The 21,224-nt window shown below is 48.7% G+C and carries 17 protein-coding genes; 3 read left to right on the forward strand and 14 right to left on the reverse strand.

The features are described from left to right. Together ACJAYR_RS14360 and ACJAYR_RS14365 are read left to right on the forward strand one after the other, a co-directional pair. Positions 1 to 1,009: FGGY family carbohydrate kinase (locus tag ACJAYR_RS14360; RefSeq protein WP_415237247.1), on the forward strand; the 1,009-nt coding region annotated here is incomplete at its 5' end. Positions 1,010 to 1,011: 2 nt separating this feature from the next. Further along, positions 1,012 to 1,635 carry a 2-hydroxychromene-2-carboxylate isomerase gene (locus tag ACJAYR_RS14365; protein ID WP_415237248.1) on the forward strand — a complete coding sequence of 208 codons (624 nt, stop codon included), beginning with the start codon at positions 1,012 to 1,014 and terminating at the stop codon, positions 1,633 to 1,635. Between the two features lie 28 nt (positions 1,636 to 1,663). Here the strand turns inward: ACJAYR_RS14365 and ACJAYR_RS14370 are convergent, their stop codons facing one another. The 4 genes from ACJAYR_RS14370 to ugpB all read right to left on the reverse strand — a co-directional run bounded on the left by ACJAYR_RS14370 (position 1,664) and on the right by ugpB (position 5,882). Continuing rightward, entirely contained in the window at positions 1,664 to 2,752 is a 1,089-nt protein-coding gene (locus ACJAYR_RS14370) for a sn-glycerol-3-phosphate import ATP-binding protein UgpC (RefSeq protein ID WP_415237249.1), read from the reverse strand. Between the two features lie 16 nt (positions 2,753 to 2,768). Further along, positions 2,769 to 3,617, reverse strand: coding sequence for a sn-glycerol-3-phosphate ABC transporter permease UgpE (ugpE, locus tag ACJAYR_RS14375; protein ID WP_169544449.1), 849 nt, complete (start codon positions 3,615 to 3,617; stop codon positions 2,769 to 2,771). Next, entirely contained in the window at positions 3,617 to 4,498 is an 882-nt protein-coding gene (gene ugpA / locus ACJAYR_RS14380) for a sn-glycerol-3-phosphate ABC transporter permease UgpA (protein WP_169544448.1), read from the reverse strand. Before ugpA ends, ugpE begins: the two co-directional genes overlap by 1 nt. A gap of 70 nt (positions 4,499 to 4,568) precedes the next feature. Continuing rightward, positions 4,569 to 5,882, reverse strand: coding sequence for a sn-glycerol-3-phosphate ABC transporter substrate-binding protein UgpB (gene ugpB, locus ACJAYR_RS14385; RefSeq protein WP_181017888.1), 1,314 nt, complete (start codon positions 5,880 to 5,882; stop codon positions 4,569 to 4,571). 246 nt (positions 5,883 to 6,128) lie between these two features. Here ugpB and ACJAYR_RS14390 point away from each other — a divergent pair, with 246 nt between their 5' ends. Next, positions 6,129 to 7,022 (forward strand): LysR substrate-binding domain-containing protein, encoded by an 894-nt coding sequence (locus ACJAYR_RS14390; RefSeq protein ID WP_415237250.1) that lies wholly within the window; start codon positions 6,129 to 6,131, stop codon positions 7,020 to 7,022. A gap of 192 nt (positions 7,023 to 7,214) precedes the next feature. On the opposite strand, the gene ACJAYR_RS14395 is transcribed toward ACJAYR_RS14390, so the two are convergent. The 10 genes from ACJAYR_RS14395 to ACJAYR_RS14440 form a co-directional block, all read right to left on the reverse strand. Beyond that, positions 7,215 to 10,490 (reverse strand): carboxyl transferase domain-containing protein, encoded by a 3,276-nt coding sequence (locus ACJAYR_RS14395; RefSeq protein ID WP_415237251.1) that lies wholly within the window; start codon positions 10,488 to 10,490, stop codon positions 7,215 to 7,217. A gap of 92 nt (positions 10,491 to 10,582) precedes the next feature. After that, positions 10,583 to 11,011, reverse strand: coding sequence for a SufE family protein (locus ACJAYR_RS14400; protein ID WP_415237252.1), 429 nt, complete (start codon positions 11,009 to 11,011; stop codon positions 10,583 to 10,585). A gap of 146 nt (positions 11,012 to 11,157) precedes the next feature. Then, the gene (locus tag ACJAYR_RS14405; protein ID WP_169544444.1) at positions 11,158 to 12,867 is read right to left on the reverse strand and encodes an ABC transporter substrate-binding protein; all 1,710 of its coding nucleotides are present in this window, start codon (positions 12,865 to 12,867) and stop codon (positions 11,158 to 11,160) included. A gap of 71 nt (positions 12,868 to 12,938) precedes the next feature. Further along, the gene (locus ACJAYR_RS14410; RefSeq protein ID WP_169544443.1) at positions 12,939 to 13,220 is read right to left on the reverse strand and encodes a DUF2160 domain-containing protein; all 282 of its coding nucleotides are present in this window, start codon (positions 13,218 to 13,220) and stop codon (positions 12,939 to 12,941) included. Between the two features lie 15 nt (positions 13,221 to 13,235). Continuing rightward, on the reverse strand, positions 13,236 to 14,045 hold the full coding sequence (locus tag ACJAYR_RS14415) for a carbohydrate ABC transporter permease (RefSeq protein WP_169544442.1): 810 nt from the start codon (positions 14,043 to 14,045) through the stop codon (positions 13,236 to 13,238). After that, positions 14,045 to 14,932, reverse strand: coding sequence for a carbohydrate ABC transporter permease (locus tag ACJAYR_RS14420; protein WP_169544441.1), 888 nt, complete (start codon positions 14,930 to 14,932; stop codon positions 14,045 to 14,047). Before ACJAYR_RS14420 ends, ACJAYR_RS14415 begins: the two co-directional genes overlap by 1 nt. Before the next feature lie 2 nt (positions 14,933 to 14,934). Next, positions 14,935 to 16,008 (reverse strand): ABC transporter ATP-binding protein, encoded by a 1,074-nt coding sequence (locus ACJAYR_RS14425; RefSeq protein WP_415237253.1) that lies wholly within the window; start codon positions 16,006 to 16,008, stop codon positions 14,935 to 14,937. 5 nt (positions 16,009 to 16,013) lie between these two features. Continuing rightward, positions 16,014 to 17,096: an ABC transporter ATP-binding protein gene (locus ACJAYR_RS14430; protein WP_415237254.1), complete on the reverse strand. Its 1,083-nt coding sequence runs from the start codon at positions 17,094 to 17,096 to the stop codon at positions 16,014 to 16,016. A 31-nt stretch (positions 17,097 to 17,127) separates the two neighbouring features. Beyond that, the gene (gene glpD, locus ACJAYR_RS14435; protein ID WP_415237255.1) at positions 17,128 to 18,627 is read right to left on the reverse strand and encodes a glycerol-3-phosphate dehydrogenase; all 1,500 of its coding nucleotides are present in this window, start codon (positions 18,625 to 18,627) and stop codon (positions 17,128 to 17,130) included. 265 nt (positions 18,628 to 18,892) lie between these two features. Next, on the reverse strand, positions 18,893 to 21,175 hold the full coding sequence (locus ACJAYR_RS14440) for a PAS domain S-box protein (protein WP_415237256.1): 2,283 nt from the start codon (positions 21,173 to 21,175) through the stop codon (positions 18,893 to 18,895). Between the last annotated feature and the right edge of the window lie 49 nt (positions 21,176 to 21,224).

The raw sequence follows: 21,224 nt of genomic DNA on the forward strand, positions 1-21,224 counted from the left end.
TTTCGGAACCGTAGACAGTTTTCTTCTTTGGAAACTGACAGGAGGGAAAGTCCATGCGACGGATGCAACAAATGCAAGCCGGACCTTGATTTACGACATTCACAATGGCGAATGGTCATCAGAGCTGCTGGACATTCTGAACATCCCGCGCTCATTATTGCCCGAAGTAAAAAACAGTTCCGACGACTTTGGCGATCTGAACCCCGACATTTTTGGTGGGACGACAAAAATCGCAGGAATTGCGGGTGACCAGCAAGCCGCTGTCGTTGGACAGGCTTGTTTCAAACCCGGCATGATGAAATCGACCTATGGAACCGGCTGTTTTGCCCTATTGAATACCGGTGACAAACCCGTATTGTCAAAAAATAAAATGCTAACCACCATTGCCTACCAACTAAACGGGCAACCAACCTATGCTCTGGAAGGCTCCATTTTTGTAGCAGGATCCGCCGTGCAGTGGTTACGGGACGGACTAGGTATTATTGAAGAAGCCTCTCAGTCCGGTAACCTTGCAGATCAGGCTGACCCAGAACAAAATGTCATCATGGTTCCGGCTTTCGTCGGGCTTGGCGCCCCCTACTGGGATGCTGAATGCCGCGGTGCGATATACGGCTTAACCCGGGCAACCGGGCCGTCTGAACTTTGCAAGGCTGCGCTAGAAGCAGTGTGTTATCAAACACGCGACCTGCTGGAAGCCATGAAAGCAGATGCGGGAGAAGATCTGGAAACTGTTTTGAGAGTTGATGGTGGGATGGTTGCTTCCAGTTGGACAATGCAACGTCTGGCCGATCTATTGGGAGCGCCCGTGGATCGCCCGTCTGTTCTTGAGACGACTGCCCTTGGCGCGGCCTATCTTGCCGGGCTTCACGTCGGCTTTTACCCGGAACCCGAGGCATTTTCAGAATTGTGGAAACTGGAAAACCGATTTACACCAGATATGGCAGACGACCAACGGGACCGTTCCTACGCCGGTTGGAAGGATGCTGTTTCACGAACTGTGAGTAAATAAACATGCATATTGATTATTATTACGCGGCCCATTCTGCCTACGCTTATCTCGGCGCGGCGGAACTCTATCGTATCGCGAAAGAGGCCGGGGCAACGATTGTTCATAAACCGATGGACTTGCGGGCCGTAATGCCTGCGTCTGGATCCATGCCCATGACAAGCCGCAGCAAGGCGCATATCGACTATTTTTTTAATCGGGAGATAAGCCGGTGGGCGGAATATAGAGAAATTCCTGTGATGTCGAAAATTCCAACGCATCACGCCAATGAAATTCACTTGGCGAACCGCTTGCTGATTGCTGCGGATCAGGCAGAGCTGGACATTAACCGTCTATCCGAAGAAATGCTGCGCGCCCACTGGGTTGATGATGCAGACGTTGCGTCACCTGAAGACCTCCGAAAAATCTGCCAAGCCGTGGATATTGATCCAGAGCCTTTGTTTTTAGCGGCAGAGACACAAAGCATCAAAAACACGTACGAGAAAAACACAAACGACGCGATCAATCTGGGACTTTTCGGATCTCCCGCCTATATCGTCGGAAATGATATGTTTTATGGTCAGGACAGACTGGATTTTGTCGCCCGGGCATTAAAGAAACCGTTTGCCGGGAAATGGCCCATAGACTAGGCCTCTCCCCGGCTTAAACGGCGATGGATTATAGATCGATCCGTTTTTCAGTCGTTGGATCAAAGAGGTGAATATGATCGCGGGTAATAACAACAGGCAAAACATCGCCTGATTTAACCTGCTGAATACCGCTCATCCGGACCGTCATATCCGTTTGGTCATCCCCGATATGACCATGGATCAAGGTATCTGCGCCAAGATGCTCAACAAGGGTTACGATTAATGGAAAGCTATCCACGTGACCCTCGGCAAGTTCCAGATGCTCAGGCCGCACACCGAGCACGACTTTCTGCCCTGCCCGGTCGGGCAAACCCGCACCGCCCAATGGCAGTGTGATCTGATCCGTGATCATAATGGACTGACCATCTTTACTCATTGTCTTGGTCATCATATTCATGGCAGGAGAGCCAATAAAACCGGCAACAAACAAAGAAGCAGGACGTTCGTATAATTCAATGGGCGTCCCAAGCTGTTCTACATTTCCCCCGTTCAGAACCATCAATCGATGGCCCAGTGTCATCGCTTCTACCTGATCATGCGTCACATAAACACTTGTGATGCCCAGATTTTCCTGAAGACGTTTGATCTCGATACGCATCTGCACCCGCAATTTGGCATCGAGATTTGACAAAGGTTCATCGAACAGAAACACGCTGGGCTTACGAACAATAGCACGCCCCATGGCCACGCGTTGCCGCTGACCACCACTTAACTGACGTGGCTTTCTGGTAAGCTGCTCATCTGTCAGCTCCAGAATATTCGCGGCATTACGGACCCGCTCGTCGATTTCAGACTTGGGAAGACCCATGATTTTCAAACCATAGGCCATGTTGTTATACACAGTCATATGCGGATAAAGCGCATAATTCTGGAACACCATCGCGATATCACGCTGGGAAGGTTCCAGATTATTGACCGTGCGGTCACCAATCTTCAATTCACCTTCCGTGATACTTTCCAACCCGGCTATCATCCGAAGCAATGTGGATTTACCACAACCAGACGGTCCTACCAGGACGAGGAATTCTCCATCTTTGATATCGACATCCACGCCATGAATGGCCTTGAAACCATTGGGATAAGTCTTCTGGAGATTATCAAGTTTTACACTTGCCATTTCTTACCTTCACTTCTTACTTTTCGGTTTCAGTCAGGCCTTGAACAAAAAGCCGCTGCATAAAAATTACAATCGCTACAGGCGGGAGTACCGACAACAAAGCCGTCATCATAGTGATATGCCATTGGGGGGCTTCTTCGCCGCCTTCCAGCATTTTCCCGATCTGCATAACGATGGTGTACATATCCTGATCTGTTGTAACCAGTAGAGGCCAAAGATATTGGTTCCAGCCAAAAATAAACAGGATGACAAATAGGGCCGCAATATTGGTCTGCGACATTGGAAGCAAAATATCCTTGAAGAACCGGAGCGGTCCGGCACCGTCAATTCGGGCCGCCTCCAGAAGCTCATCAGGAACCGTCAAAAACACCTGACGGAACATGAAAGTTGCCGTAGCTGATGCAATAAGAGGAACCGTTAGTCCCCAATAATTGTTCAACATCCCCAAATTCGCAACCACTTCGAAGGTTGGCAAAATGCGGACCTCTACAGGGAGCATCAGGGTGATAAAAATCATCCAGAAAAACGCCATCCGGAAAGGAAAACGGAAGTAGACGATGGCAAATGCGGAAATAATCGAGATGGCAATTTTACCCGCTGCGATCATAAAGGCCATGATGAAGCTATTGACCAGCATATAGCCGACGCCAGAGCCATCTCCACCCCACAACCCCTTATTCAGGGCAATGTCCAGATTTTCAAAAAAGTGACTGCCCGGCAGCAAGGGCAACGGTAATTGTGTCATTCTGATTTCGTCATGGGTTGCCGCAACAAAAGTAATCCAGAGTGGAAAGGCCACCATAACGACCCCGAAGATCAGGATCAGGTGAGACACAACAGTAAGAAGAGGTCTGTTTTCAATCATCAGTAAGACACCTTCTTCTCAACGAACCGGAACTGAATAACAGTCAAACCAACGACGATGCACATCAGGATCACTGACTGAGCAGCAGAGCCGCCCAAATCAAGCCCGACAAAACCGTCATTATAAACTTTATACACCAATATATTCGTCGCGTTGGACGGTCCGCCCGAGGTTACCGCGTCAATGATACCGAAGGTTTCAAAGAAAGCGTAAACCACGTTGATGACCAACAGGAAAAACGTCGTTGGTGATAATAATGGAAAAATAATCGTCCAGAAACGCCTGACCGGTCCTGCCCCATCAATGGCGGCGGCCTCGATCAACGATTTTGGAATGGACTGCAAACCGGCGAGGAAAAACAAGAAGTTGTACGCAATCTGTTTCCACGCTGATGCGAGAATAACAAGCGCCATGGCTTCGTTGCCGTTCAATTTATGGTTCCAGTTATATTCTATGAATTGCAAGGCATAAGGCACGATACCGATGGTCGGATCAAAAATGAAAAACCACAGTGCGCCTGCCGCAGCAGGGGCGACAGCGTAAGGCCAGATCAACAGCGTCCGATAAACACCGGAGCCTTTAATAACGCGGTCAGCCATAACAGCCAGGATGAGGGAACTTCCCATCGAAACACTGGCGACAAGAAATGAGAAAACAAAAGTTCTTTGAAACGATCCCCAATAATGTGGGTCTTCGAAAAGTTCTTCAAAATTCTGAAACCAGACGAACTCCGAACTCAACCCGAAGGCATCCTCTACAATCAATGACTGGTATAAGGCCTGACTAGCGGGCCAGATAAAGAATATTATGGTGATCAGAATCTGGGGTGCCACTAGCAGATAGGGCAGCACGGATGGCCTGAAATGCACACGTTTCAACATATGGGATTACCTGATATATGCAAAAATCTGCCGCGCGATCTCTCGCGCGACAGATACTTCCGGGAGGAAACTACTTGTTCGCTTTTTCAAACTTACGAAGAAGTTTATTTCCGCGCTCAACAGCAGCGTCAATACCCTCATCCGCTGATTTGTCACCTGACCAGATGGCTTCCATTTCTTCGTTAATGATATCCCGCACCTGTACGAAATTACCGAAACGAATACCGCGTGACGCTGGCGTTGGAGTATTCAGGCTAAGCTGTTTAATAGCAGTGTCTGTACCAGGGTTGGAGTCGTAGAAACCCTGTTTCTTGGACAGTTCATAAGCAGCATTCGTGATCGGAACATACCCTGTTCCCTGATGCCACCATGCCTGCACTTCAGGAGAAGACAAATATGTCATGAACTGGGCAACACCTTTGTAATCGCCTTTGTCACGACCTTTAAGAACCCAAAGAGTTGCGCCGCCAATGATTGAGTTTTGTGGTTTCGCAATCACATCCTCGTAATGCGGCAGCATGGACTGACCAAACTCAAACTTGGCCTGCTTTTTGATAGAACCATAATAGGCTGAGGAGTTCATCCACATGCCACATTCCTGGTTAATGAAAAGTGGCAGGCTGTCACCGCGGCGACCGCCATAAACGAACGTGCCGTCTTTGGTCCAGGACGCAAGGTTGTTGAAATGTTTTTTAACGGAATCGTTGTTGAAAGTGAAAGTGGTATCAATACCGGCGAAACCATTTTCCTTTGTGCCCATTGGCAGATTATGCCATGCACTAAAGTTTTCAATCATGACCCATGACTGCCAACCGAAAGAGAAACCGCACTTATAGCCCGCACCGCGAAGCTTATCAGAAGCGTCTTTCATTTCTGTCCAGGTTGCAGGGACTTTCGAAATACCAGCTTTTTTGAACGCGTCCTTGTTATACCACAAAACAGGTGTAGAACTGTTGAACGGCATGGACAGCAGTTCACCACCAGATGTCTGATAGTAACTGATCACGGCTGGCAGATAGTCTGACTTATCAAACTTTTCGCCGCCATCTTTCATTACCTGTTCAACCGGATAAATGGCACCTTTTGCAGCCATCATGGTTGCAGTACCAACTTCAAAAACCTGCACGATATGCGGCTGTTTTTTCGCGCGGAACGCAGCGATAGAAGCCGTCATTGTTTCGGTGTAGTTCCCTTTAAAGGTCGGTACAACTTTGAATTCTGATTGAGTTTTGTTGAAATCGTCAGCAATTTTGTTGACGCGTTCACCGTTGGCACCGCCCATAGCGTGCCACCACTGAATTTCTGTTGCAGCAGAAGCAAGTGCTGTGCTTCCTGCCAGTGTGGCCAGCACTGCTGGCGCGATGAATTTCTTCATTATAGACATTGTTCTTCCCTATTGGTTGATAGCCTGAATTTGAGGAATTCAATTCCAGAATCTTTATTTAATTAACGGAGACAACCATCCTCCCTCCGTTAACAATAAAAGGATTTATCCTCTCATCAATGACCGTTTAATGACAAAATACCGTTCTGGCGGTTTGAGGTTCATTTTTCTTCGCTTGTCATAACAAATGTGAATGTATAAATAACATGGTGTTATGGATACCTACATTCGAACAGAAGAAAATTTATGATTCGCCTGCGACAATTGGAAGCTTTTCGTGCTGTTATGATTACCGGTGGCGTCACAGCGGCCGCAAATATGCTGAATATTTCTCAGCCAGCAGTGAGTCGGTTGATTTCAAGTCTCGAGGAAGGCATGGGAATCCCGCTCTTCGAGCGGCGGCAGGGTCGGCTACATCCAACCTATGAAGCGAATTTCTTGTTGGGAGAAGTCGAGCAGGCGATTGTAAATCTTGAACATATTACACAATTGTCTGACGATATTCGAAACCAGAAAGCAGGACATTTGCGGATCGCCTGCCTCCCAGGTTTTGCAACCTCCCTCATGCCGTTGGTGATGGCTGAGTTTTTGCGGGACAGACAAGACGTGACCCTGACAATCCAAACCCGCTCATCAAAGAGGGTACGGGAATGGATTGCTGCACAACAGTTTGATATCGGTGTCGCTGACGAATTTGAGGGGCATAGCGCGGTTTTGCACGAGTCAGTGGACATCCGAACAGTCTGCGCACTCTCACCTCAACATCCACTGGCATCACAAAAATCCATTTCAGCAGCTGATTTAAGCGGAATGCCGATGATTGTTCAGGATCGCAGCAATCGTTTCTTTCACCAATTAAAAGCGGCCTTCGATGACGCTGGTGCGGAACTTGTTTCGCGGGTTGAAGTCCGTCAGTTTGCGACAGCATGTCTTCTGGCCAAACATGGAACCGGGGCTGCGGTTGTCAGTTCTATTGATGCCGCTGAATATGTGGGAAATGGTTTGATCACCCGTCCGTTTGATCCACAAATCCCGTTCCGGCTCGACATTCTATGCCCAAAATATCACCCCAGGTCTCTCCTTCTGCAGGACTTCATCAAGCATTTTCGAAAACGGCTGGAACCCTATACCTTGTCGTAGCAATGTTTCACGGCAATCTCACCGATGCTTGATCAAAGTTGAAAAGATGTGGATTTTACTGGCATCCGCCACGCCCTATATACCCTTTATCAGGCCAATGGTCGGTGCATCCCTCGCCGACCAACGATAAAAAGACGGCTTGATACCAGTGGCTTTGATTTTCCTGTTGTAAGGCGGCGCTCCCCTGCCCCCTTACCAGGTGTCCACGAATGTGCGCTTCCTTCCTTTTCCCCGGGTTGGAAGCGCCGCCGCTTGCAATGCCAGCAAGAGACGCTGGCGTGTATCCGCCGGATCTATGACATCATCTATTTCCATAAAGGCCGCCGCATTGACAGCCTTTCCGCGCAAATATGCCTCGTCCACCATTGTACGGAACAAGTGCTCTCGCTCTTCTATATCCTCTATCGCAGCGAGTTCTTTTTTATAGCCGAGCCTGACAGCCCCTTCCAAACCCATCGGTCCCATTTCACCGGTTGGCCAAGAGAAACAAGCAAAAGGCGCATGCATTGAACCGCCGCCCATAGCTTGCGCGCCCAATCCATATCCCTTGCGCAAAATTACCGTGAAGAACGGGACGGTGGCGCTTCCCGCGGCGACAAATAGCCGGGCCGTTTTACGAACCAACGCTGTTTTCTCAGCATCCGGTCCCACCATAAATCCAGGTGTGTCACACAAGGTCAGAATAGGAATATCAAATGCATCGCAAAGCTGAATATGACGGGCGGCTTTTTCAGAGCCGTCCGCATCAATTGCCCCGCCCAAATGCATTGGATTATTTGCAATCAGACCAACGGGCCGGCCCTCGAGACGAATGAACGCGGTAATCATGCCTTTGGCGAAATCCGGCCGCAACTCCAGAACAGATCCTTTATCCGCCAGAATTTCAATGACTGACCGTATGTCATAAACCCGCAGCCTGTTTTCCGGGATAGAAGCCCGCAGCAGACGCTGATCAGCAACGTCAAAATCACCAATGGTTCCTTGAAAATAAGACAATGCCTTGCGGGCAACTTCTGTTGCCTCCTGCTCGTCTTTTACAACCACGTCAATAACACCATTGGGCGCCTGAACGGAAACGGGGCCCACTTCTTCCGGCGTATAAATCCCCAGACCGCCGCCTTCAATCATCGCAGGGCCACCCATGCCAATAGAAGTATCTTCCGTTGCGATCAGAATATCACTCACCCCCATAAGGGCTGCGTTTCCAGCAAAGCATCGCCCCGAAGCCACACCGATCCGAGGGACCAACCCGGACAGGCGCGCATAGGTCTGAAAGGTTGGCACGTCAAGAGTAGAAGCTGCGTTGATATCCACATCACCGGGGCGTCCGCCGCCCCCTTCCCCATAGAAAACTATCGGAAGCTGCCGTGCCTCAGCGAGATGCAAAAGCCTGTCAGTTTTCTTATGGTTCATGACACCCTGCGTTCCAGCGAAGACCGTATAATCGTATCCCAGAACAACAGCGGCAGAATGCTCTTCGCCAAAATGGTCGCCATTAATGCTGGCGGTGCCTGCAACCATACCATCCGCCGGACTTATTTTTTCAAGCGTTTCAACACTATGCCGGGATCTTTGGGCCGCTACATTCAAGCTGCCATATTCAGACAAGCTTCCCGGATCAATAAGCTGATCAATATTCTCCCGGATTGTCCGCTTTCCTTTTGCGTGCCGTTTTGCAACCGCCTCATCGCGTGCATCGTCCAGAACTGCGGCCTGCCGATCCAGTAAAGCTTTTAAATCAGGGCGGATGAAATCAGGATCAACGGTTTGTTCCTGCTTACTATGATCTATTTCGATCTCTCTTGGCTCTAAATATAACATGGCCGCCTGCTCAAAAACCGTCTGGCCAATAGCAACCGGAACACCGACAACGATCCCTGTATGACTGGAGATTACCTGATGTTCCATTTTCATGGCCTCAAGAACAGCGACCACTTGGCCTTTGGCAACTTCTTCACCAGAAGCAACCATAATATCGACCACGGTTCCCATCAAATGAGACTGAATAGAGACCGCCCCCTCAGGCGTTGTATCCGTGCCAATTTGCGACTGAGCAGGCACTGAAACCATTTCATCTTCATCAGCCTGAACCGTTTTCACGATAGCCTCGATATTTTGATCAATAAACCGGGTTGTTAGCCGGCCCTTTTTAACGGTTTCATTGTCAACCAACGCCCTCATAAAAGGCAGACTGGTTTGAAGGCCTCCAATCCGATAGGCCTGTAACGCATGAGAGAGATCTCTCAAGATCTGGGGATAATCCGCCCGTGAATTGGAAACGATCAATTTCGAAATCATGCTGTCATAACGCGGGTTGACCTGCCATCCGGGATAGGCTGCACCATCCATGCGAATTCCGCGCCCCTGCGGCGCTTCGTAATAACTGATTTGCCCGCCCGATGGCTTGACCGATCCGTCCGCGTTCAATGTCTCTGCATTAATGCGGGCCTGCACGGCGTAGCCTTTCACCATCAGGTCATTCTGACGGACGTCCAGCGCTGCCAGGCTCTTCCCCCCGGCAATTTGCAATTGAAGCGCCACAAGGTCCAAATCCAGAATTTCTTCTGTGATTGTATGCTCCACCTGAATTCGGGGATTTGCTTCCATAAACGCAAAGGTTTCATCAGTCGTGGAAACCAGAAACTCGAACGTTCCCAAACCTTTATAGTCGACAGCGTTGGCCAGTGTTAATGCCGCCTCGCATAACGAGGATTTCAAGTGGTCAGGAAGATGAGGCGCAGGTGCAATTTCTAAAACTTTCTGGTTTCGGCGTTGCAACGAACAGTCCCGCTCGTGCAGATGAATAACGGTATCACCATCACCCACGATCTGAACTTCAATATGTCGGGCATCGGTCATGCATCGTTCCACATAGAGCCGGTCATCGCCAAAGGCAGCCTTCGCCTCAGCCGCGGCACTTTCAAAGGCTTCGGGAATTTGCGAGATGTCATCGACCAGACGCATACCCCGACCGCCGCCGCCCGCCAGCGCCTTGATAAACAATTCACTGCCGTCTTTCAGCTTTTCGAAAAATGAGGTCGCCTGCTCTATCGTTGTCGCTTCATTTGTTCCAGCAAGAACAGGAACCGAATGTTTTATTGCTAAGGCTCGCGCAGCGCTTTTATCGGCAAGAGCGGACAAACTGGCCTGATCCGGCCCGACGAATAAGATCCCTTCTTCTGCACAACGGGCGGCAAAAACCGGATTTTCACTTAGAAAACCATATCCCGGATGAATAGCATCCGCCTGACATCTTTTTGCGGCCAGAATAATCTGTTCAATATCAAGGTACGCCGCAGGCCCAACACCGGGTATGCACTCAGTATTCGCGATGCGTTTCACATGCAGAGAAGAAAGATCATCCTCTGGGTAAATTCCAATACAGGTCATGCCAAGAGAATGAGCTGTGCGGGCAATGCGCAGGGCGATCTCACCCCGATTGGCAATCAGTAGACGCTGAATAGACATGTTCCTCCAACTGCGACACGCTGGCCGCTTATTCTTGATTTTGGAGGTATGCTACACTGCCTTGAGACGAGAGGAAAGACGGTGTTTTCTACTTAAGCCGAATGTTGTTTCGCGGCCGCCATTATGGTTTTAACCATGGAAAATAAACCGTTGCTCCGTGAAGGCGATAGATGCTGGTTTAATCCCAGTTCCTGTAGGAACGCGGGATCAGTTGCCAAGATCTCTTCGGGTGTCCGATTGTGATATACCGAGAGAAGAAGTCCGATCAGCCCACTTACGATCATGGCATCGCTGACCGCCAGGATCTGAAGGCGCCCTTCTTTCATATGTGACACCAGCCAAACCTGTGATTGACACCCCTCCATCAGGTTTTCATCAACACGCAATTCTTCTGGAAAAGAAGGGAGTTTCTTTCCCAAATCAATCAAGTATCCATAACGATCCGTCCATTCTTCCAAGAACATAAACGCATCTTTGAGGTCCTGAATTGTATCGGCGGCAGTATTTGCTGGGGCTGACATAAACGATCTTTTCCCTTTGTTCAACACAGGCTGAAGGCTTTAGCAGCTTTCCCTATTCAGGAAAACCCCATTCCAACGAATTGCCAAATTCGCACAAAAAAAGAGCCGGGAGAACCCGGCTCTTTCGTAAAAAGTACGTGAACAGATTATTTCTGCCAGCTTTTTACCAGTTCGTCATAATCGACAGTCACTGGTTTTGGTTTTTCATTGGCCAGTTTCGCTTTTGGCGCACCTGGCTGGCTGAGCCAGTAACCAGGATCTTTTTCTTCATTCAGTTTAGGACCGAGGTCACCCTGAACGCCGGCGCGTTCCAGACGGGCAAGAACCTTTTCCTGTGCTGCACAAAGAGCATCCATTGCTTCCTGAGGTGTTTTTGCACCTGAAGACGCGTCACCAATATTCTGCCACCACAACTGTGCAAGTTTTGGATAATCAGGAACATTGGTACCCGTTGGAGACCACTGAACACGAGCAGGTGAGCGGTAGAATTCGATCAAACCACCCAGTTTAGGAGCCCGTTCTGTAAAGCTTTCATGCTGAATGGTAGACTCGCGAATGAATGTCAAACCAACATGAGATTTCTTCACGTCAACTGTTTTGGACGTTACGAACTGAGCATACAGCCAAGCTGCTTTTGCACGATCAACAGGTGTTGATTTCATCAGTGTCCAAGAACCGGCATCCTGATAACCAAGCTTCTGGCCTTCTTCCCAATACGCACCGCGCGGTGAAGGCGCCATCCGCCATTTTGGTGTTCCGTCAGCGTTTACAACTGGAATACCATCTTTAACCATGTCGGCAGTAAAGGCTGTATACCAGAACATCTGTTGTGCAATTGCACCCTGTGCCGGAACCGGGCCGGCCTCACCGAAGACCATACCAGCAGCTTCAGGTGGCGCATATTTCGTCAACCAATCGATGTATTTTTCAATGGCGTAGACAGATGCTGGTCCGTTTGTATCACCACCACGGGCAACGCAAGAACCGACAGGCTGGCTTTTTTCGTTAACCCGAATGCCCCATTCATCTACTGGAAGACCATTTGGCTCACCTTTGTCGCCGTTGCCAGCCATTGACAGCCACGCATCCGTGAAGCGCCAACCCAAAGATGGATCTTTTTTACCATAGTCCATGTGGCCATATACTTTTTGACCATCAATTTCGCGGCCCGTAAAGAATTCCGCGATGTCTTCATACGCAGACCAGTTTACAGGAACGCCAAGATCGTAGCCGTATTTCGCTTTAAAGTCGGCTTTGTTCTTTTCGTCGTTAAACCAGTCATACCGGAACCAATAAAGGTTCGCGAACTGCTGATCTGGCAGCTGATAGAGTTTTCCATCAGGACCTGTTGTGAAAGAGATACCGACAAAGTCTTTAAGGTCAAGTGATGGAGAGGTAACGTCTTTACCTTCACCAGACATCCAGTCTGTCAGATTGCGAGCCTGTTGGTAACGCCAATGCGTTCCGATCAGATCGGAATCGTTGATGTAACCGTCATAGATGTTCTCACCGGACTGCATCTGTGTTTGCAGTTTTTCAACAACATCACCTTCGCCGATAAGGTCATGTGTTACTTTAATGCCAGTGATCGCAGTAAAGGCAGGCGCCAGAACCTTAGCTTCATATTCATGGGTTCCGATTGTTTCAGAAACAACCTTGATTTCCATGCCTTTGAAAGCTTCGGAAGCTTCTACGAACCATTTCATTTCTGCTTTTTGTTCAGCTTCTGAAAGTGACGATAAACCCTTGATTTCGTCTTTCAGGAACTTTTCTGCTGCTGCCATATCTGCATGTGCAGATCCAACAGCAAAGACAAGCCCAACAGCCGTTGTCGTTGCAAGTAAGTAATTTCGCATTTCATTCCTCCCTGGAGTTAATGCTGATTATAAGAGACACAATGAGTGTATCCCTTGACGAAGTTCTTGAATCACACCCACCTGAACACGCCTATGGCGTAAAGCAGAGATAATCCAAGTGCCCACCAAAGATCGGGGCCAACGAGCCCCAACCAAGCAAGGTGAATAAAGGCACTGCCAAGCAGTGATAAAAACAAACGATCGCCTCGTGTCGTTTCAAAGCGGAGAATGCCAACCCGCGGGCTTCCACCCGGTTTCGCATATTCCCAAACCGCCATCGCCAGAAGCAGAAAGACAATCGTTCCGTAGAACAGGGCCGTCGGCATTGTCCATGCCATCCATGCAAAATTCATTGTCTGCAGCCCTCCCTAAACGCGGCCCAGGGCAAAGCCCTTGGCGATATAGTTTCGAACAAAGTAGATGACCAGCGCACCGGGAATGATTGTCAACACACCGGCTGCGGCCAAAACGCCCCAATCCAGCCCTGACGCCGAAACTGTCCGTGTCATGGTTGCCGTGATCGGTTTTGCATCGGTCACGGTCAGCGTTCTTGCCAGCAACAGTTCAACCCAAGAGAACATGAAGCAGAAGAATGCCGCAACACCAATGCCTGACGCAGTAAGAGGCATGAAAATCTTGACGAAAAAGCGCGGGAATGAATAACCATCAATATAGGCGGTTTCGTCAATTTCCTTAGGAACACCGGACATGAAACCTTCAAGGATCCAGACCGCCAGCGGCACATTAAACAGGCAATGAGCCAGTGCAACTGCAATATGGGTATCGATTAACCCGAAGGCCGAATACAGCTGGAAAAAGGGCAAGGCGAAAACAGCAGGCGGGGCCATTCTGTTGGTCAGCAACCAGAAAAACAAATGCTTGTCGCCCAGGAATTTATAACGCGAAAAAGCATAGGCCGCCGGCAACGCAACAGCGACCGCAATCACCGTATTCAACCCCACATAGATCATGGAGTTGATATAACCATTATACCAGCTTGGATCGGTCAGGATGACTTCATAGTTCCGGAAGGTGAAATCCTCTGGGAACAATGTAAAAGTCGACAAAATTTCCTGATTTGTCTTAAAGCTCATATTAACAAGCCAGTAGATCGGTAACATCAGGAAGGTGATGTAGATTGTTGGCACGAGCCACTTCATGTTTGCAGTCTTAGTCATCAGTCCTGCACTCCTTTTTCAGGGGCGTCTGAGCCATAGTTGGTCATCACGGTGTAGAACACCCACGAAAGAAGCAGGATGATCAGGAAGTAGACGATCGACATGGCCGCCGCCGGGCCAAGATCAAACTGACCAATTGCCATTTTCACCAAGTCAATCGAGAGGAATGTTGTGGAATTACCAGGACCACCCCCTGTCAAAACAAACGGTTCGGTATAAATCATGAAACTATCCATGAAGCGCAGCAGAACGGCGATCAGCAGCACCCGGTTCATCTTTGGCAACTGGATGTAACGAAAGACCTTCCATTTGGACGCACCGTCAATACGGGCCGCCTGATAATATGCCTCAGGTATAGAAACCAGGCCTGCATAACTCAGCAAGACAACCAGACTTGTCCAATGCCAGACATCCATCACAATGATCGTAACCCAAGCGTCAACGGCATTACTTGCATAATTGTAATCAATACCAAGTGCGGCAAGGGTATATCCCAGAAGGCCAATATCTGCCCGGCCAAAAACCTGCCAGATGGTTCCAACAACGTTCCACGGGATAAGAAGTGGCAACGCCATAAGAACAAGGCAGACCGGAACCCAGATCCCTTTTTTGGGCATGGTCAGGGCAATCATGATCCCCAGCGGAATTTCGATCGCCAGAATAGTGAAAGAAAAAGCAAGATTGCGACCCAGCGCATCCCAGAACCGTTCTGAATGAAGAACCTCAGAAAACCATTCGGTTCCCGCCCAGAAGAACTGGTTATTCCCGAACGTATCCTGAACGGAATAATTCACCACTGTCATTAGCGGAATAATCGCGCTAATTGCCACCAGAAAGAAAACGGGAGCAACAAGGAACCACGCTTTATTATTAATCGGTTTTTCCATGATTAAACCTCCCCTCTGACAAGGTGAGAATCTTTATAAATATTTATCTTATCGGTTTGAAATTTGACCGTTGGATGGGCCGGAACCGTTGCCCCCTCAGGCAACACCGCATCGATTGCCTGTCCGTCGACTTTGCCCCGAACAATTTTATATCGACCAATATCTTCCACCGCATCCACTTGCACAGGAAGCCCATCAGTGTCTGTAGAAATTGCAACAAATTCTGGCCGAATACCCAACTCCATCACACCGCTGGTATCCGAATACCCTTTCGACAGTGGAATTGAATGCCCCTTAATTTGGGCCGTGCGTCCGTTAATCTCAGCTGGAAGAACATTCATACCTGGCGAGCCGATGAAGTAACCAACGAAAGTATGGGCTGGTTCATCGAACAATTCTTCGGGGGTACCAATCTGAACCACTTCACCGTCATACATAACCACAACTTTGTCAGCAAATGTCAGCGCTTCAGTCTGATCATGGGTGACATAAATCATCGTATGTTCAAATTGTCGGTGCAGTTCTTTCAGCTTTGTTCGAAGCTGCCACTTCATGTGAGGATCGATAACTGTCAAAGGCTCGTCGAACAGGATTGCGTTCACGTCATAGCGCACCAAACCCCGGCCCAAAGAGATTTTCTGTTTATCGTCTGCGGTTAATCCTTCAGCCCGTCGGTTGGCTTTATCCCCTAGATCGAGGATTTCAATCATTTCGGCAACCCGCCGCGAAACTTCGTCTTTAGCCACATTCCGGTTCAGGAGTGGAAAGGCCAGATTTTCAGCAACCGTCATCGTATCGTAAACAACAGGAAACTGAAAAACCTGCGCGATATTGCGCTGTTCCGGCTGCAAGCGCGTTACATTCTGATCACCGAATAAGATGTTGCCTTTTGATGGCACTAACAAACCGGAAATGATGTTCAGCAAAGTCGTCTTGCCACAGCCAGACGGACCAAGCAGCGCATAGGCACCACCATCATCCCAGACGTGATCAATTTCTTTTAACGCAAAATCATTTTCAGATTTTGGATTTGGCAAATAAGAATGAGCCAATTTATCAAGCGTTATTCTTGCCATATCAGTTACGCTCCTTCAGGGCCAGAAGGGGCCGCGACAAGTTTCCCGTCGTGGCCGAATACAAAGAAGGAATGCGGGTCGAGGAAAAGTTTTATCGGGTCCCCCGTGTCCACGCGGTGCACGCCGTGGGTCAAAGCCACCCAACGACTTCCGTTTTTCTCCGCATGGATAAAACTCTCGGATCCAGTAATTTCCGAGGTCGCAACAGTTGCATCAACAACCATGGAGCCGTCAGCCTCTGGCGCAAGCGCCATATGGTGAGGGCGGACCCCGACCGTAAAGGTACCGTCTGGCAACTGCGCCAATTCACCTTCAACAGCAACGGTTTGCCCATCAAAGGAAAAGCCCTTATCCGTCTTGGTCATTTCCAAAAGATTGAGTGGAGGGTCAGAAAAAGTCTGCGCCGTTTTTAAATCGACCGGGCGATTATGAACGGAAATTGTCTGCCCAAACTGTGTAACACGGCCCTCAGACAATGTTGCAGTACTGCCACCCAAAAGCAGGGCTTCGTGCGGCTCAGTTGTCGCATAGACAAAAATCGCACCCGTTTCAGCAAAAACGCGCGGCAATTCAATCCGCAGTTCTTCCCGCAACTTATAGTCCAGATTTGCCAGCGGCTCATCCAGCAGAACCAGTTCAGCATCTTTGACCAGCGCACGCGCCAGTGCCGTTCTCTGCTGCTGCCCACCAGAGAGATTAAGCGGGGTTCTGTCCAGATAGTCCCCCAGTTTCATCATATCTGCCGCATGACGCACCCGCCGATCAATTTCTGCGGCATCCTTACCCGCGATACGCATCGGAGAGGCGATATTCTCATAAACAGTCATCGCGGGATAATTGATAAACTGCTGATAAACCATCGCAACATTGCGTTTTTGCACAGGAACCCCGACAACGGACTTTCCAGCAACCCGGATGTCACCGTCCGTTGGTTTGTCAAGTCCCGCCATCAATCGCATAAGGGTCGTTTTGCCCGAAAGAGTGGGGCCGAGAAGGACGTTTAGTGATCCCTTCTCAAGTGTCATAGACACATCACGAATGTGATAGTCCGTCCCCACTTTCTTGCTGACATTCTTCAATTCTAACATTTCACACCCGACGTGAGCCCTGCATTAGGGCTTATTGCGTATTTTCTGCGATCCACTGATCCAAGCCAGTGATTTGCTCTTTGCTCATCCTGATACCAAGCTTGCTTCGCCGCCAAACGATATCGTCTGCCGTCATTGCCCACTCATGTTTAATCAAGTAACGCACTTCACACTCATACAAACCGGCACCAAAATCCCGGCCCATCATTTCCTGAGAGGTGACACCGTCTAAAAGCGTGTCAACTTTGGTCCCATAAGAACGCACATAGCGCCAGGCCAAATCTTCTGAAATAAAGGCGTGCTTTAGCGTAACATCATTTACCATTTGGTCAAACTGCTCTGCCGCGAACTCTCCGCCCGGAAGCGTCGAATGTTCGGTCCAGGCTTTTCCTTTTTTACCAAGACAGGCTTCGATTTTTTCCAACATGGATTCCGCCAAACGGCGATAGGTTGTGATCTTGCCGCCGAATACATTTAATAGAGGAGCATCCCCAGACGAGCCATCTTGCCGTAACACATAGTCACGCGTTGCCTCCTGAGCCTTTGAAGCGCCATCGTCGTATAGAGGCCGAACCCCTGAATAGGTCCAGACAACATCTTCGACTTTGACCGGCTTTTTGAAATACTCGCTAGCTGCGTCGCACAGGTAAACCGTTTCTTCCTCAGAAATTTTAATGTCGTTGATATCGCCTTTAAAGTCCTGATCCGTTGTGCCGATCAGTGTGTAATTCTGCTCATATGGTATAGCGAAAATGATGCGATTGTCTTCATTCTGGAAGATGTAACAACGGTCATGCTCGAACATTCTTGGGACAACCACATGACTTCCCTGAACCAGCCGAACATTTTTTGCGTCATTGTCCCCAACAGACGTACCAAGGACGTCATCCACCCACGGACCAGAAGCATTGATCAACAGTTTTGCAGTTGTCGATGTCACTTCCTGCGTTTTCAGATTCAGTGTTTTGATGTGCCAGACACCATCTTCTCTGCGGGCTTCAATACATTTTGTCCGTGTTTCCAGTCGAGCCCCGCGCACCGACGCATCCTGCGCGTTTAACACCACAAGTCGTGCGTCGTTCACCCAGCAATCCGAGTATTCGAAACCTTTGACAAATTGAGATTTTAACGGTTCGCCAACGCTGACCTTTTGCAAATCAAGCGTTTTGGTTGCCGGCAATTTTTTACGGCCGCCAATATGATCATACAGGAACAAGCCCAGACGAAGCAGCCAGGCTGGCCGCAGTCCAGAATGGTGAGGCAAAACAAACCTGAGAGGCCAGATGATATGGGGCGCCATTTTCCAGAGGATTTCTCGCTCGCTCAATGCTTCACGGACAAGACGAAATTCGTAATGCTCCAGATACCGCAGGCCACCATGGATTAGCTTCGTCGACCCAGAAGAGGTCCCGCTCGCAAGGTCGTTCATTTCGCACAAAGCGACAGAATATCCTCTACCAACGGCATCGCGTGCAATCCCGCACCCATTAATCCCGCCACCAATAATGAAGATATCAAAGTCTGTCGACATGAACCGTCCCGTCCCGTTTAACACCCTGTGATGTTATTTTCACCACGAAAGAAAGTGAAGAAAATATGAAATAACTATGAATGTCAAATGAAATTGAGGCGGCATAAAATGAAATCAAAAAGACCCACTGATTTTGTTCATAAATTTTGGAGGATGGTAAAAATAAGCAAGGGCGTTTCACAAACACCTATGAGCTCGAAAGAATCAACAATATACGCTTATAAGGCTCATGTTGGCTTTCATATTCGGGGAAAACGAAACCAACTTAAAGGCCAGTGTCTTCCTTGCAGGGAAGATACAGGGTCACAATCGTCCCTTCACCCAGTTTGGAATCCACCGTGACATGCCCTCCGGATTGTTGAGCGAAGCCGTAAACCATACTCAAACCCAACCCCGTTCCCTGACCGATTTCCTTTGTTGTATAAAAGGGCTCAAAAACGCGGCTGATTTCCTCTGGCGCGATTCCGTTTCCCGTATCACACACAGCCAGGGACACATACCTGCCGGGTGTCGCGATACCGGTTTCCGCCAGGTCTTCTTCATCAATGGTTTCATTACAAAGCTTAATTATAATGGTCCCACCAAAAGGCATGGCATCCCGCGCATTAATGCAAAGATTCAAAAGCGCATTTTCAACCTTTCCACTATCAGCGATACAGGGCCACAAATTCTCTTCGAATTCTGTTTCAATATGGATTGTTTCACCAAGCGTCCGGTTTATCATTTCAATAAGACTGGAAACCTGACGGTCCAACTGCAGCACAATCGGTGACAAAGACTGTTTTCTAGAGAAGGCAAGCATGCTCTGGGTCAGTTCGGCTCCTCGTTGAGCCGCCCGCAGGATAGCGTTCATTTTTTCAACGTCGACCTGCTCGTTTTCCTCCAGCATTTCACGGGCAAGCTCCGCATTGCCTTGAATCACGGCGAGCAGATTATTGAAGTCATGCGCAATCCCACCCGTCAGTTGCCCTACGGCCTCCATCTTTTGAGATTGCTGCAATTTTTCCTCAAGCTCTACCTCTTCAGTAATATTCTCAGATAGTCCGCGAAATCCCATGAGTTCGCCGTTTTCACCAAAGAACGGCGTGCCACTAACTTTCAACCAGATCTTTTTCTTGGTGAGTTTGTTCCGCCGATAGACAACGATATCCCGAAAACTTTTCAGGCTCTCAAAACTCTTCAGCAATAACTCATCGCCCTGTTGTAAGTTTTCGTCTTCAACCCTGAAATCCAAATAACCGCTACCAACATATTCATAATCATGACGGCCTGTACTTTTGAAAACGACGGGGGACATATAGGTGTATCGCATATCCCTATCCATTTCCCAGTACCAGTCGCTTCCGGATTTATTGAAGTCCGAAAACCTATCCCGACTAACGGCCAACGCCAGTTCCGCATCTTTTTGTTCTGTAATGTCAGTCAGCATCGCCAGATGCTGATCTGTCTTACTCCCCCCACCTTTTTTAGCCGCAACAATATCAATCTGCGCCCTGCGAATGGATCCATCGGCATGGATAATTCGTTTCTCCGTCCGATAGCTATCAATTTTCCCTTTGATGAAGCTTTCATATAAATGGCGATCTTTTGCGATGTCGTCAGGGTGGGTAACTGACTTCCAGTCAACGTCCTCCCCCGGTTTCACATCCAAGCCCGAAATATCTTTATAACGCTGATTTGCAAGGCTCAGGATATGGGTTCTTTCTTCGTAAAGAGCCAATCCCACAGGCGCATTTTCAAAAACCAAGCGAAATAGATGTTCGCTCTCCTGTTTGGCTAACTCAGCCAATTGTCCATCCGTGACGTCATTTACGGCCAGGAAAAGGCACTCTACACCATCAACAACGATAACTTTCCAATTCAGATCATAATAACGCAATCCCTGCTCTTTACGGTAAAGCGTTGTTGAATACGAACCGCCGGATTTATTGGCCATTACCTGCTGAATGACTTCGTCGCGCTTCCCGTTCTCTCCCCAGATCTTAAGCTCAATGGCGGTCCGCCCAATGACATCTTCGCGCTTTATTTTATTTTGCTCGCACCAGGCTTTATTGACATCCAGGAATTTGCCCGTGGCCAGGACGGTGATGGATCTGGCATTATTATCCGCATCGAACGCCGCACTGAAGATCGCATTTCCGCGCTGCAATTTGCTTTCGATGTCTTTTTGTTTGGTGATATCCCGTTGAATACTGATGATACCGCCGGACGAAATATTACGTTCGTTAATGGAAATCCATCGGCCATCAGCCAACTGATATTCAAATGACCAGTTGTGGCGAGCACTGTAATTCGTTCGGTGGGACAGATATTCTTCTGAAGAGACATCTTTCAGTTCTTCTAAAACATTCCCGTTTTTCAGATCCAGTTCAAAGAGTTTGCTGACATGAGTTCCGGGTTTGGTTTGATATTCCGAATAGCCATAAATCTCTCTGTAACTGCCATTGCAAAGAACCAATCGCCCGTCTTTGTCAAAAATAACAAATGCTTCAGACGCGTGCTCTAAAGCATCGATCAAAGCTATTTCAATATCTGACAAAGTTCGCATTTATACCAAACCTAAACACAGGATGTCATTTTTACATAGTCATATAACT

This window comes from Sneathiella sp. (genome assembly GCF_047631475.1).
Taxonomy (GTDB): Bacteria; Pseudomonadota; Alphaproteobacteria; order Sneathiellales; family Sneathiellaceae; genus Sneathiella.